Here is a 14,512-nt window from a genome sequence, read left to right on the forward strand (position 1 = left end):
CTGAGCTGACGCCATCGCGAGCAGGCTCGCTCCCACAGGGGATTGGTGTGATACCTGAAATCTGCGCCCGCTGGAGATCTACTGTGGGAGCGAGCTTGCTCGCGAAGACGTCATCGGCCGCGCCGCGCCAAACAACCTGACCCGCACCAGCTCGCCTGCCTCTTCCTCCAGCAGGATCGGCGCCGTGCCGCCGGGCATCACCACCCTCACCACCCCCGCCCTCACCCACCCCAACCGCCAGGCGGCACTGGCCACGGCGCTGGCGCTGGTGCCTGATGACGCGGTAGGGCCTTCGCCCCGCTCGAACACCCGCGCCGCGACTTGCCCTTCGCCCGCGCGCCACGCCCGTTGCAGATTGATCCCCGCCGGACAAGGATCGCCCGCCCCGCCGGGGGTGGCATAGGCAATGGCGGTCAGGCTCTGCGACAGCAACGGCGCGCGCATCTGTGAAAGACTCGGCAATGCCTCCACGTCATCGACCAACGTCACGCAGTGGGGGTTGCCGATACGCACGAACTGGCTATTGCCCCACGCCGGATCCAACGCATGAAGCGCAGGCACCCGGCTTGTTTCGCACCGGCCGGACGTCACTTTTTCCACCCCTTGGGCAGCGACGGCACGGGGTCCGAACAGCGGTTTGCCCAGATCCAGCCAGAACCCTTGCACGCCTTCGAACTCGGCGGCGCGAACCGTCGTTTGCAGCGGTGAGACACCTTCGGGTTTGTCGTGATGGACCCTTAGCAAAAAGTCCATGTCCTCCGGCAGCAGACCTCGCTCTTGCAGGGCCAGGGAAAAAATCGTCAAGCCATTGCCACTGCGCTCGGCCAGCGTTCCATCGGTATTAACGATCAACACATCGAATGACGGCTCGTCCTGGAACGGGCCAATCAGCAGGCCATCACTGCGATGGGCCTTGGCATCCGGCGGCGCTTCGCCCGGCGCCCATGCGCAAAAAGCCTGCACCGCGGCACAACTCCAGGCTTGGCGCGTTCGCGCTGCCTGGACGGCAGACGGCGGAAGATCGATCCCCTCGGCACGGATTTGCTGCGGGGAAACGACTCCATAAACATTGCCGCGTGCGTCGTAGAACTGTGCCATGCGTCGGTCCGGAATAAGCCTGGGGAAGTCGCTACTCTAGGCCAATCCACCGCCCGAGCACACACGGATACAGTATCAATAACCCTGTCATCGGTTCTGCACATCCTCCAGCGTCAATCGGATCTGCCGATGGAAATGCTGCAACGCCGGTTTGGTACACGCAAAACACCGGGGCGTCACCTGTAAGGTCCGACAGGTGCGACTTGGCTGGCTAGCTCGTAACGTAGGCAAGTCACGCCCGGACAAGGACTCATCATGAAAAACAAGCGCACCTCAACGCCCATGGCAGAGCTCTACAGCGAAGGCCGAAAACACTTCATCGAACTGGTACCCGACGGCGGCGCGCGACTCGACGCGTTGTTCCACACTGCTCCGGCGCTTGGCGAACTCGCCGTCGGTGTGGTGTACGGTCATTTGCAGAGTCGTCCCGGCCTCGACCCGCGCCTGCGTGAAGGCGCAACGCTGGCCGCCATCGTGGCGGCCGGAATGGTCGGTCCTCCCCTTAGCGTACATTTGAAAACCGGGCTCGCATCAGGGTTGGCGCCGGGAGAGATGATTGAACTGGTGGTACAGGCCTCGGCGTTCGCGGGTTTTCCGCGAGCCGTCTCCGCGGCCGATCAGCTCAATCGGTTGTTTGCAGAAGCGGGCCTCGCCTCGCCACCGCCACCCACGCCCCGGGAGGTGACGCTGGACTTTTGCGAGCGGGTGCGCAAGGGCCGTCCGCCCATCCCGGTCCAACCTCAGATCAAGCGGTTGCTGCGCAAAGCCCTACGCTTGTCGGTTCATGGAACGTCGGCCCGGAATGTGGTCGTCGAATGCTTCGATGCAGAATCCGACTTCCCCACCGCCCTGGTATATTTCGAGGTGGAGGCTGACCATGTGATCAGCCTCAGGTTGTATCACGCGCGATGACTCGCGCGGGTTCCGACAGGACACGTCCAGTGCCTTGGCACGTTGGGGTCGCGGTGCGGTCAGTGGATATGCAAGCATAGGCGCCTCCCTGCCCGCTTGACCGCACCGCACGAACGCCAAGGACGATTCATGACCGCTATCACCCCTCCACCTACCTTTGTTCCAGGGCGCCTGGAGCAGATGTCCACCCGTGTCGCCTACCTCATCGCCGGAATCGGCATCGCCGCGTGGGCACCGCTGGTGCCTTATGCCAAGGTGCGGGCGAACCTCGATGAAGGCACCCTCGGGTTGCTGCTGCTATGCCTTGGAGTCGGATCGATCCTGGCGATGCCGATTTCCGGCGCGCTGGCGACACGGTTCGGTTGCCGTCGAGTACTCAGTGGCGGCACGCTTCTGGTCTGCCTGGCGCTGCCATTGCTGGCGACCATGAGTTCCTTGCCGTGGCTGGTGGCGGCGTTGTTCCTGTTTGGCGCCGGGCTCGGCACCGTGGACTCGACGGTGAACCTGCAAGCGGTCATCGTCGAGCGCGCCAGCGGCAAGACCATGATGTCGGGTTTCCACGGCATGTTCAGCCTCGGCGGGATCATTGGCGCCGCTGGTGTGAGCGCCCTGCTCGGCCTGGGACTTTCGCCGCTGGCGGCGACGCTTGTCGTCAATGGCGTGCTGTTGGTGGCGCTGTTCAAGGCAGCGCCGCACCTGCTGCCCTATGGCAGTGAAAGTGCTGGGCCGGCGTTTGCCATTCCCCACGGCGTGGTGCTGTTTATCGGCATCCTGTGCTTTATCGTGTTCCTGGCCGAAGGCGCGGTGCTGGATTGGAGCGCCGTGTTCCTGACCGCCGAACGCGCAGTGGATAGCGCCTATGCCGGGCTGGGTTACGCCGCGTTTGCCTTGACCATGACCATTGGCCGGCTGACGGGCGATTCGGTGGTGCATCGACTGGGGGCCAAGCGGGTGATCATTTACGGCGCAACGATGGCCGCCGCGGGATTTCTGATGGCGACCGTCGCGCCCATGTGGCAAGCCGCGCTGCTGGGTTATGCATTGGTCGGTGCCGGGTGTTCCAACATCGTGCCGGTGCTGTACACCGCCGTTGGTAAACAGACGCTGATGCCCGAAGCCATCGCCGTGCCGGCCATTACCACCATCGGTTATGCCGGCATTCTCGCAGGGCCGGCACTGATCGGCTTCGTCGCCCATGGCAGCAGCCTGGGCATCGCGTTCGGCTTGATTGCGCTATCGCTGGTGGCGGTGGCGTTTAGCGGTAAGGTGTTGAAAGTCTGAAGCCTTGAGACGTCCCCGTGGCGAGGGAGCTTGCTCCCGCTCGGCTGCGAAGCAGTCGTAAACCGGTGAATGCGCTGTGCCAGAGGCTTCGCATTCGAACGAGCCTGCTCGCGATGGCGTCGGGTCAGTCGACATCGAGGGATGACTGACAATCTGCCATCGCGACCAAGCTCTCACAGGGCTCGGCTTACATCACGTATCGGTCAGAACCGGCACACCGCGGCTGCCCCGGTGTCGGTCGGCATGACATGCTCGGGCGGCACCACGACCACTTCACCGCCTTGACGCGTCACCGCGAGGATCAGTTCGTCCAGCACATCTGGAGCCTGTTCATCGCCCGTCTCGTCGATGATCAACCGGCCTTTGTCCGGGTCCAGCTGGCCGGGCACCTGGCGCTCCGCCTCCACCAGCAACATCGCGACACGGCCCTCCCAAGCGGCCTTGGCGATGTCGGCCAGCTTGTCCAGGGCGCGTCCCTGGCCGACCGCGACGCCATAGCGATTCAGGCTATCGACCACTTGGTCGGCGTGACTGTGGGCCATGAGCTTGGCGCATTGGACCCGCAACTCTTCGACGCTCAACCGCGAAGGATCGCCCTCGATACCCTGCGTCAGCAGGTGCTGGTTATGACTGACGGCACGGAACACTGCCTGGTTTTCCGGCAAGGCCACCAGGATCATCGGCAGGCCCGAAGGCTGCGAGTGATGTTGCAGGATGGCTTTGTCCACCGCGCGGAAAAACCGTTCGCGATCCAGGTTGATTTCGTCCTGCTTACCGCCACCGGCGGACTCATGCATCATCGCATCGCCACGCTCGCCGCTGCGGCTGAAACCATTGGGGAAGCCCTGCTGGTCACCCGACGTCAGCTCATCGCCCAACGCCTCGTTCTGGTTGCGCGGGACCGGATCGGCCAGCTCGATTTTCTCCAACTGCTCGCTGGAACCTTCATACAACCAGATCTCGTTGCGGGTCAGGCACAACGCCTGGTAACGCTCGGTGGACTGCACCAGGCGCAACAACGGCTTGAGATAAGGATGGCTGTTGGCGAACGCGCATTCCGGCAAGCGCTGGCTCACCGAAACGACTTTGAAATAGTCACGGGCACCGAACACCGCGATGCCGTCGCGGTTGGAATTCCAGAAACCCTGGTCCTCCACCAAGGCCAGGAACGGAGCCAGCAACGGCGCGCAGTCCATGTCAGGGTGCTGTTGTTCAAGTTGGGTTTGCAGGTCACGCACCAGGTTCTTGTAGCGGATCGGGTCCTGGCTACGCTCGGGGAATGTGCGATGGGTGGGCATGTACAACGAAAGGCTCGGCTGTTCGTCGAACGCCAGGAGCTCGGCCAGCACCTGCCGGCTGAAGGGTTGATGAGCGGTCATGATCGTCTCCTTTATTCTTTACCACGAGCCTCTTGGTTTTCGAGGAAGTCCTCCTCCAGCATGGCGTCCACCATCTCCGGCGGCGCCTCATCGACGGGTGCGGTTACGCGGCCCATCGATTCGACGGCGGGGTTGAGCTTGCCGATCTGATGATCGAGCGCGTGCAGCATTTTCTCGGCAGCGCCCTCCACGGCCAGCTCCAGGCTCTCGGCCTTGTGACTGACCGACAACGATGAGTGGCCCTGTACGCGTGCCTCGATCTGGCAACGCTTGTCGGCGGCACCGCCCTTCTGGGCATTTTCATCACTGACGTGAATCTCGACGCGGGCCAGCTGATCTTCGAAACGCTGCAACGCGTCCACCACCGTACTGCCAACCCATTCCTGCAAACGGGCACTGCCTTCAATATGGTTGCTGTTGACTTGAACTTGCATGATCGACTCCTTTGCAAAAGACGGCTGACGCCGCCTGTTGTAGGTAGAAGAAGATCAAACGGGCGAAGTTCCCGGCGCGGGATGACTGGAGCCTGAGAGGCTGTTGATTACCCTTTGTGGGAGCATTACCTCGCCTTTCAGACCTCCGGCATTTTTCGGAAGCCCACCGCCAAGCGGTTCCAACCGTTGATGGCGTTGATCGCCACGGTCAGGTCAACCATTTCCTTGGGCGTAAAGTGCTCGTTCAGCAGCTCGTAGTCGGCGTCGGGCGCATGGGTCTCGCTCAGGCGCGTCAGGGCTTCGGTCCAAGCCAGCGCGGCGCGTTCACGGCCGGTGAAAAACGGCGCCTCGCGCCAGGCGGTCACGGCATACAGGCGCCGCTCGGTCTCGCCGTCCTTGCGCGCATCGGCGGTGTGCATATCGATGCAGAACGCGCAGCCATTGATTTGCGAAGCGCGCAGCTTCACCAGCTCAATCAGGGACTTTTCAAGGCCCAATCTGGAGACCGCGTTCTCCAGGGCCAGCATGGCTTTGTAGGCATCAGGGGAAGCGGCATAAAAATCGATACGCGGTTGCATGGGGGAACTCCTGAACAATTGGGTGTGGCGCTACGTTAGCCCTGCACTGGCGCAGGACAAATAGCCAATTGTGGGGAAGTTCGAGTGACCAATGAAGCGTCGTTGCCTGCCGGTGGAGATAGGTCAGGCCCGGCTGCGCAACCATTGCAGAAAGCGCTTCTTGGCGACCGGCTTGGGTATGTCACGGGTCAGGTTCTGAGCCAGGTGGATGCGTACGTCCAACAGGTTTTTCATGGCGTCGCCGATGTCGCGACGGGCCTCGAGACAGGGTTTGAGGTAACTGTTCTCGATGCGATACAGGGTGCAGAACGTCTTCGCGGTGAAACTCGCCAACGCCGCTTGCTCGGCGACGACCCCGGCTTCGCCGATGACTTCACCCGGCCCCATGCGCCCGCCCTCGATGGGCTGGCCATTACGCATGAGGCTCGCGCTGACCACGCCGGACTCAATGATGAACAGGTGGTCGCTGACCTCTCCGGCTGCCAGGATCACGTCGCCGGCGCGGAACGTCTGCAGGGTCATGTTCTGGCTGAACGTGTCTTTCTCGTCCGGGCGCAGCGTGGAAAAGATGCTGGAGCTTTCCAGCAATGCCCGAGGACGCGACACCGCCACGGCCGCCGCGCTTTCGCCAGTAGACAGCAGGCTCACGCCCGATGCATGCAGATGCCGGAACGCCAGATCGAACAGTTGGTTGCGGACTTCGCGTTTTTGCCCCATCGAGGCCACAAAACCGCTGATCTCGTATTCCGCTCCGGCGCTGCCGGCGCTCTTGAGCGTGACGCTGGGCGCCGGGCTGGCGAGCAGCGCCCGGCAGCCGATCATTGCCCGCTCCAGCGCTTCGATCACTTTTTGTGGGCGCGCATGCGGGCTGATCTGGAGGCTGATGGACAAGCCATGCATGTCGCTGGGACGGCTGAAGTTGACGATCTTGGCTTTCGCCGCCAAGGAGTTGGGAATCACCGCCATGCTGCCCTGGGAGGTCTGCAATCGCGTGGCCCGCCAGTCGATGTCGGTGACCCGGCCCTCGGTGCCGTCGATGGAAATCCAGTCATCGACTTGATAGGGCTTGGTGGTGTTGAGCACGATGCCGGAAAACACATCGCTGAGGGTGCTCTGCAAGGCCAGGCCGACGATGATCGCCATTGCGCCGGACGTCGCGAGCACGCCCTTGACCGGCAGATCCAACACATAAGCCAGCGCCGCGATGACAGCGACCAGGAAAATCACCGCCCCCAGTAGATCCTGCAACAGCCGTCCCGTATGGCCGACCCGTTGCATCATGACCGCGCCGATCATCACCGTCAGGGTTCGCGCGGCGAACAACCACCACGCAATCTGCAGGCCGGTCGCCGCCAGGTGCCGAGGTACGTCGTCGACCCACTGTGCGGTCTGCATGGGGTTGAGGCCTTCGTTGAACAGCAGCATGCTGAACAACATGAAAATCGCCAGCCGCACGCCGATTTTCCAGTAGGTCCGTTCGGCACTGACCAGCCGCCACGCCAGCAAATCGAGCACGAGCAATGCCAGGGCACACAGCAGCGGATGGTCGGTGATCGGGGCGAGCATCGGGACAGCTCCAGGAAGGCGATTGGCGAAGATTGGCACAGATTCAAGCGGCTGTAGAGATCACCCCCACAATGGATTCGCGTTGCTGCTTGACTAGCCATCCATCCGGCCGAAGCGCCCGGAATGGAAATCCTCGAAGGCCCGGTGGATTTCCTGCTCACTGTTCATCACGAACGGACCATGGCCGACGATGGGCTCATCGGTCGGCTCGCCACTGAGCAACAGCAGTACCGCGTCGTTGTTGGCTTGCACGCTCAACTGGTCGCCTACCCGATCAAACAGTGCCAGTTGCCCGGCTTCGACCCGTTCGCGGCCGTTGGCCTGGATCGAACCTCGGAGCACGACCAACGCGCTGCTGTGGCCGTCATGCAGGTCCAGGGTCAGCTCTTTTCCGGCGTTCAGGCGGATATCCCAGAGGTCGATGGGTGTAAAGGTTTTCGCCGGGCCTTGGTGCCCCTCGAAGCGCCCGGCGATTACCCGCACGCTGCCGGCCGCGTCTTCTAGCGTGATGTTCGGAATGTCCTGCTTGAGAAGGGTCTGGTAGCCGGCCGGCGCCATCTTGTCCTTGGCTGGCAGGTTGACCCATAACTGGACCATCTCCATGAAGCCACCCTGCCGGGCGAACGCTTCGGAGTGAAATTCCTCATGGATGATTCCTGAGGCAGCGGTCATCCACTGCACGTCGCCGGGGCCGATCTTGCCGCCACTGCCGGTAGAGTCGCGGTGCTCCAGTTCGCCCTGGTAGACGATGGTCACGGTTTCGAAACCCCGATGAGGATGCTGGCCGACGCCACGGCGCTCGGTGGTGGGCGTGAATTCGCTGGGGCCGGCGTGGTCCAGCAGCAGGAACGGGCTGATGTGCTTGCCCAGGTTGTCGTAGGAAAACAGCGTACGGACCGGGAAGCCGTCGCCAACCCAATGCGGCCTTGGACTGGTATAGAGGCCTATGATTTTTTTCAAGCTGCGTCTCCAAATCAAAGGTTGAGATTCGATGGACACAGCTTAAAACCCATACCAATAACGCACCAGACTGCAAAAACCGGCCTTAGCGTTCTACCTATGGAACGACGATCGACACTGCGAGGGCGAACTCGGTTCTGACGCTCAAAGCTGATTGCGCTTGGCAAATTCCGACAGGCCCACCAGGGAACTCAAGCCGAGCTTTTCCAGCAAACGGGTCTTGTAGGTGCTGACTGTCTTCGGGCTGAGGAACAAAGTCTCGGCGATGTCCTTGCCACGCATGCCCATCGCCAGCATCCGCAGGATGGATAGCTCCCGGGTGGAAAGACTCTCGAGTGCTTTCTGCTCGGAACGTTGTTGAAAGTCCAGCCTGACGGACATCTGCGGAAAATAGGAATAGCCGGACTTCAAGGCGTGGATGGCCTTTATCAGCTCCTTCAGGTCACTTTTCTTGGTCACGAACCCCCTGGCCCCGGCAGAAATGCAGCGGTTGCAGAAATGCTGGGCATCCTGGGAGGTGAACACCAGCACAGCGCAACCGGGAAATTGGCCGGTGATCCAGACAAGCAGGTCCAAGCCATCGAAACCATTCATGACCAGGTCCAGGATCACCACGTCCGGGATATCCTGCTTGATACATGCCCGCGCATCGGCCACGCCGCTGACATCAGTGACCTGGCTGAATCCCTCGTTCTGGCATACAAGCCGCAGCGCCCCCCGGATGACGGGGTGATCGTCCACAATCAATACGTTTTTCAAGGCAACTCCCCGGGGACAATGCAAACGGCGCCGACGCCATGACCGCATCGACGGTGACACAAATGGCTGACCCAGCCACCTGTAAGATCTGACAGTGCGGACCAGCGGTGCCGTCAGGTTCCGTGACGCTGTCCGACGGTGCGAGCCCAGGACGGAACCGGCTCGTTGGCCGCTGGATCGACGCTTTTCATCAGGCGCTGCACGGAAATCGCATCGGGCAGTCGGGCGTTGCTTACCTGGAGAAAAGGCTGGCGAGTCGCCGGGGTACCCTGCTGGGCGTTGTAGATCAAAGCATGACGAACCAGAGGGTTGTCGAGGAAGAATCCGGGCAGGTCCAAGGCGTCATCCGCCACGCTGGCATTGACGATGACCAGGTCGAACGGCTCACAGCCGCAGTCCACCAACGTCAGGAGTTCATGCACGTCGCTCACCGGAGCGATGCGGAAATAGCCTTGGTGATTAAACAGGCGTTCTAGTTGCAGTCGATGATAATGCTCAGGATCGGCAATCATGATGCGTAGAGCTTTATTTGGCATGGCAGGCATTCCAATGGCAACGCGGCAGGTACGAACCGGCTCGGGAACGTTAAGTCGCGTCAGGCTAGAGGAAGGTCTTTAAGCACGCTGTAGGACAAATCTCAAAAACAGGAAGAAAAATCGCCTGTCGACCTGCGGCAGTGTGCGTTTTCTATCAATGCCGGTCGCGCGTAGGGTCGATGGCGCCGGCGTTGCCTTGCGCAACGGGCTTGCTTGTCATGTAAGCCTGGAGCCGCCCAGTCAGGTGCTCCATCGCCTCGTGCAACTCATCCGCCGCAGCAGCGAGCGATGACGTTTCGCCCGCGCGGCAGGCGTTTTCCAGTATTTCGCAAGCGGCAATCAAGCGCTGTGCCTGGATCAACCTGGCCCCGCCCTTGATCCGATGCGCCAGATCGGACAGCCCGGACACGTCATGGCGCGAAAATAATGTCTGCAACCGCGCCTTGTCCTGTCCATTGCTGTCGATCAGTTCCAGCAACAGGCCCTGGGTGGAAACCCAGTCGCCGCCGGTCAGTTGTTCCAGGCTGGTCAGGTCGAAGTCTGCGTCAGCAACACGCGGTTCCACCGCACCGTTGGGCACGACCGATGCCAGACGCGCGTTCAATTGGTTCAAGCCGATGGGTTTGAACAGACAGTCGTCCATTCCCGCCGCAAGGCAACGGGCCTTTTCCTCGGGCTGGGCATTGGCCGTGAAGCCGAGAATCGTGGTCGGCGCCAGGCCTCGGTCCCGCTCGTCGTCGCGAATGGCGCGGGCCAATTCATAACCGCTCATCCGCGGCATGTTGCAATCGGTGATGACGGCGTCGAACTGCCCGGCGCGCCACGCCCGCAACCCCTCGGCACCGTCCTCGGCCTCCCGCAGCCGGTGGCCCAGGTAGTTTATTTGCTGGACCAGCAACAACCGGTTGGCCGGGTAATCATCGACCACCAGGATGTTCAACGGCCGTGCGGGCATCACCGGCTCGGTCTGCACCACCGGCGCTTCGCCCACCGTTTCAGGCAATGGCAACTCCAGGCGGATCTCGACCTGCGTACCCTGTCCCGGCACGCTATCGAGCAGCAATGTGCCGCCCATCATGCCGCATAAGGTTCGGCTGATGACCAGCCCCAACCCCGAACCGCTGCGCGCCGCCTGGGTGCTGTCGCCGACTTGAGCGAAGGGGCTGAACAAGCGTTGCTGGTCGTGGACTGAAATTCCGCGGCCGGTGTCTTCGACCCGCAGACGGATGGCCAGGCGCTGCCCTCCCTTTCCCGGTTCGGCTCGCAGCACCAGGCGCACGTGGCCCTGCTCGGTGAACTTGATGGCATTGCTCAGCAAGTTCGAGAGCACCTGCTTGAAGCGCATCGGGTCGATCAATACGTCCTGATTGCTCGCCGCGTCCACATCCAGTCGCAGGTTCAATTGTTTTTGCCGGGCCAGGCCCTCGAACATCCTCGCCACGGCCTCGACCATCGTGCGCAGGTTGGCGCGCTCAGGTGTCAGCGACAGCCGCCCCGACTCAATGCGGGCGATGTCGAGAATGTCGCCGATCAAATCCAACAAGCCTTGGGCGGCGCTCGACGCGACTTCAAGGGCGGCCCGGTCCATGACGCCTTGCTCGGCTTTTTTCAGCGCCATTTCCAGCATGCCGATCACGGCGTTCATCGGCGTGCGGATTTCGTGGCTCATGGTCGCCAGGAACGTGGTCTTGGCCCGGTTGGCATCATCGGCGCTGGCCTTGGCCACGCGCAATTGCTCGAGCAGGCGCCGCAGGTAGACAACCCAGCCCAATGCCAGCAGCAACAGCAAGGCGGCGATGGCGAAACCCTGGACAATCGCGGTGCGATGGCGCAGCCAGTAGCTGTCATCGATTACCACTTCACTGCGCCAACGATTGGTCAGCTCATCCATTTCCTCGGGGGAAATACTCAGCAGCGCCTTGTCCAGGATCGAATAGAGCTGCGCTGCGTCATGACTGGTCGCCAGCGCGACGCGGGCGGGCACCGTGCCGACGGTGCTGGTGACTTGCAGCTTCTCGCGGTACTGGCGAGAGATCATGTAGCGAGCGCTGATCAGCGAACTGATCGCGCCGTCCGCCGCGCCTGTGGCGACCATGGACATGGCCTCGGCCAGGTTCTGCGCCGGCACCAACTGCACCGTGGGAAACTGCTCCAGCAGGTATTCGCGCAGCATGTTCCCGCGCACCAGCGCCAGCCGTTTGCCGGCCATCCGATCCATCGTCAGCGAGTCATTCGCCTTGACCGGCACCACCAGCACGAAGGGGTTCGTCAGGTACGGACGGGTAAAGCGCAACTCGTCTTCGAGTTCCGCGCTGGGAATCGCGGTTGCCAGAACGTCGGCCTTGCCGCTGGTGATCCTGCCGACCAGGTCATCCACCGAATCGCCATGCTGGATGTCGAATTTCAGGCCGGTGCGCAAGCTGATCCTGGCCAGCACATCGGCCCCGATGCCGCGGACTTGGCCGTGCTCATCGAAAAACGTCAACGGCAGGAAATTTTCGCTGACAGCCACCTTGATTCGCGGATGGGCATCGAGCCAGCGCTGTTCATTCACACTGAAATGCAACGCCTGCTGGCCCGGCACGCTTGCCCCGCCGGCATTCCAACGCCGCAGGATGCCCATGCGTTCGCCGATGGGGATGGCCTGTAACGCGGCATTGACGATGCGCAACAGCTGCTTGTTGCCACGACTGACCGCGAAGGCGAACGGTTGCACTTCCATGCGGGAGAGATCCACCAGCTGGACATTGTTAAGGTAGTTCTTGCTGATCAGGTAGTGGGCACTGATCGAATCCCCCAGGTAGACGTCGGCCTGGCCGAACGCCACGGCGCCGATGGCGCTCAAGGTCGAGGGAAACAACTGCAAAGTGGCGTCGGGATAAAAAGCCTCGACCTTGTCCGGGGGCAAGTAGTGATACAGCATCGCCACCCGTTTGCCCGCCAGGTCCGCGGGCAGTTCCTCGCCGGCATCGACCCTGGCCACCAGCGTAGGAATGTCATCGGCATAGGCCTGGGACATCGCCAGCCCCGGATCGCTGGCCTCGAAGCCATTGGCGGTGCCGAGCATATCGATTTCCCCGCTGCGCAGGGCCTGGAGCGATGCATCCCGCGAGGCGTACCGCTGCACCCGCACCTCGACGTGCAACAACTGCCCCATCAACCGGGCGTAGTCAGCGGTCAAGCCTTCGTAATCGTTGCCATTGCCGGTGATGCTGAACGGCGGATAATCCGGTGCCGAGGTGCCCAGCAGCAACGTGCCCTTGCGCCGCAGCCAGGCCCAGTCGGCTTCGTCCAGGCTCACCGAATAATCGCTCACAGTGGATCGTCCGAGCACCTGCAGCGACTCGGGTTTAGCGCCCACCTGTGGCGCCATACAGGATAGACCCAGCCATATCGCCGCCAGGCCCGTGCGCAGCAACAGCATCATTCGATCAGGTTTCGCTTGGCGAAATCGGCCCGGAACGCTACTTCAGCGACCGGCTGATCGGTTCGGACTGCCAATGCGAGGGAACAGCGAACCGTTTACGTTCCTCCCGGGGCTACCGAGAGGGACGTAAGATGAGTGTAGGAAGTTTCTCAAGAATTTCCTGAGGAATGTGCAAGCTCGGTGAGACTTAAGCCGTGGCCAGCTTCAGGTCACGTACCGAATGCCCCTGGCCACGATGCCTTGCGTGCTCATAGAGCGAGCCGGCGATCTCATCGGCGCGCACCGGCAGGATCGAAAGCAATGTGTCGCTCAGGCCATGGCTGGCCTGGCAGAAGCCCTGCATATAGATCGCGGCCTTGCAGCGCTCATCGGTGATCAGCTTGTAGTTGCGATCCACCTCGAAATCCCCCAGGTATCGCGCCAGCGGCTCTAGCAAGGTGCGATGCATCTGGCGTTCGTAGCCGGTGGCGAGCACCACCGCGTCATAGCAGCGTACCGTCAGCTCGCCGGTGGCGTTGTTGCGCACCGCCAGCTCCACGCCCGCGTCGGTGGCCGTGGCTTTCTCAATGGTGGTGAGGGTGCGGAACGCATGACGGGCGATGCCAGAGACTTTCTGGCGGTAAAAAATCCCGTAGATGCGTTCGATCAAATCGATGTCCACCACCGAATAGTTGGTGTTGTGGTACTCGTTGACCAGGCGCTCGCGCTCGCTGTGGGGTTGCTGGAACACCAGGTCGGTGAACTCCGGCGAGAACACTTCGTTGACGAACGGGCTGTCATCCGCCGGCTTGAGGGCCGAGCCCCGCAGAATCATGTCGACCTGCACCGACGGGAAGCTGTCGTTGAGGTCGATGAAAGCCTCCGCCGCGCTCTGTCCGCCGCCGATGATGGCGACCTTCATCGGCTGACCGCTCACGCAGGCCTGGTTCGCCATGCGCGCCAGGTACTGCGAATGATGAAATACCCGGGCGTCGTTCTTGAACGACTTGAACGCATCGGGGATGCGCGGCGTGCCACCGGCACTGACCACCAAAGAGCGCGTGGCGCGGACCAGCTCTTCGCCCTGGGCACCGCGGGAAATTACCCGCAGTGCTTCGACCTGCTGGTCACGCAGCACCGGCTCGATGCGCAGCACTTCTTCGCCATAGCGGCTCTGCTCGGTGAAGTGCCCGGCCACCCAGCGCAGGTAGTCGTTGAACTCCATGCGGCACGGATAGAAGGTGCCGAGGTTGATGAAATCCACCAGGCGGCCGTGGTGCTTGAGGTAGTTGACGAACGAGTACGGGCTGGTGGGATTGCGCAGGGTCACCAGGTCCTTGAGGAAGGAAATCTGCAGTTCGCTCTGGGTCACCAGGGTGTTGCCGTGCCAACGATAATCGGCCTGTTTGTCGAGGAACAGCACGTCCAGTTCACCCTGGACCGGCCCTCGTTCCTGTAGCGCGATGGCCAGCGCCAGGTTCGAAGGGCCGAAGCCAATGCCGATCAAGTCGTGAACGATGGGCGATGCAATTGCCTGTGTCATGTCCAGTGTCCTCTGGAAAAGTCCCTCAACAGGGCGCGGAAAGCCTGGGGAACCGGCCGG

At 62.0% G+C, this 14,512-nt stretch carries 12 protein-coding genes; 2 read left to right on the forward strand and 10 right to left on the reverse strand.

From position 1 onward, the window contains the following. Positions 1-78 precede the first annotated feature (78 nt). Positions 79-1,098 carry a diaminopimelate epimerase gene (locus J3P92_RS17020; protein WP_434648394.1) on the reverse strand — a complete coding sequence of 340 codons (1,020 nt, stop codon included), beginning with the start codon at positions 1,096-1,098 and terminating at the stop codon, positions 79-81. Positions 1,099-1,353: 255 nt separating this feature from the next. Here J3P92_RS17020 and J3P92_RS17025 point away from each other — a divergent pair, with 255 nt between their 5' ends. Further along, positions 1,354-2,010 (forward strand): carboxymuconolactone decarboxylase family protein, encoded by a 657-nt coding sequence (locus J3P92_RS17025; protein ID WP_434648397.1) that lies wholly within the window; start codon positions 1,354-1,356, stop codon positions 2,008-2,010. 129 nt (positions 2,011-2,139) lie between these two features. Beyond that, a complete protein-coding gene (locus J3P92_RS17030) occupies positions 2,140-3,291 on the forward strand; it encodes an MFS transporter (RefSeq protein WP_434648400.1) in 1,152 nt (383 codons plus the stop codon). A gap of 203 nt (positions 3,292-3,494) precedes the next feature. Here the strand turns inward: J3P92_RS17030 and J3P92_RS17035 are convergent, their stop codons facing one another. The 9 genes from J3P92_RS17035 to J3P92_RS17075 form a co-directional block, all read right to left on the reverse strand. Beyond that, positions 3,495-4,670 carry a hypothetical protein gene (locus J3P92_RS17035; protein WP_434648402.1) on the reverse strand — a complete coding sequence of 392 codons (1,176 nt, stop codon included), beginning with the start codon at positions 4,668-4,670 and terminating at the stop codon, positions 3,495-3,497. Positions 4,671-4,681: 11 nt separating this feature from the next. After that, complete coding sequence (locus J3P92_RS17040; protein WP_420767829.1) at positions 4,682-5,104, reverse strand: HPF/RaiA family ribosome-associated protein; 423 nt, start codon at positions 5,102-5,104, stop codon at positions 4,682-4,684. Positions 5,105-5,241: 137 nt separating this feature from the next. Next, positions 5,242-5,682, reverse strand: a complete 441-nt coding sequence (locus tag J3P92_RS17045; protein WP_434648405.1) for a carboxymuconolactone decarboxylase family protein — start codon at positions 5,680-5,682, stop codon at positions 5,242-5,244. A 123-nt stretch (positions 5,683-5,805) separates the two neighbouring features. After that, on the reverse strand, positions 5,806-7,248 hold the full coding sequence (locus tag J3P92_RS17050; RefSeq protein WP_420767831.1) for a mechanosensitive ion channel domain-containing protein: 1,443 nt from the start codon (positions 7,246-7,248) through the stop codon (positions 5,806-5,808). Positions 7,249-7,341: 93 nt separating this feature from the next. Then, positions 7,342-8,208 (reverse strand): pirin family protein, encoded by an 867-nt coding sequence (locus J3P92_RS17055; RefSeq protein ID WP_434648408.1) that lies wholly within the window; start codon positions 8,206-8,208, stop codon positions 7,342-7,344. Positions 8,209-8,352: 144 nt separating this feature from the next. Further along, on the reverse strand, positions 8,353-8,967 hold the full coding sequence (locus J3P92_RS17060) for a response regulator (RefSeq protein WP_420767833.1): 615 nt from the start codon (positions 8,965-8,967) through the stop codon (positions 8,353-8,355). A gap of 113 nt (positions 8,968-9,080) precedes the next feature. Next, complete coding sequence (locus tag J3P92_RS17065; RefSeq protein WP_420767834.1) at positions 9,081-9,503, reverse strand: response regulator; 423 nt, start codon at positions 9,501-9,503, stop codon at positions 9,081-9,083. A 154-nt stretch (positions 9,504-9,657) separates the two neighbouring features. Next, positions 9,658-12,930 carry a transporter substrate-binding domain-containing protein gene (locus tag J3P92_RS17070; RefSeq protein WP_434648410.1) on the reverse strand — a complete coding sequence of 1,091 codons (3,273 nt, stop codon included), beginning with the start codon at positions 12,928-12,930 and terminating at the stop codon, positions 9,658-9,660. Positions 12,931-13,117: 187 nt separating this feature from the next. Then, on the reverse strand, positions 13,118-14,452 hold the full coding sequence (locus J3P92_RS17075; protein ID WP_434648413.1) for a lysine N(6)-hydroxylase/L-ornithine N(5)-oxygenase family protein: 1,335 nt from the start codon (positions 14,450-14,452) through the stop codon (positions 13,118-13,120). Positions 14,453-14,512 lie beyond the last annotated feature (60 nt).

It is taken from the genome of Pseudomonas sp. D3-27 (genome assembly GCF_051132165.1).
In the GTDB taxonomy this organism is placed as follows: Bacteria; Pseudomonadota; Gammaproteobacteria; order Pseudomonadales; family Pseudomonadaceae; genus Aquipseudomonas.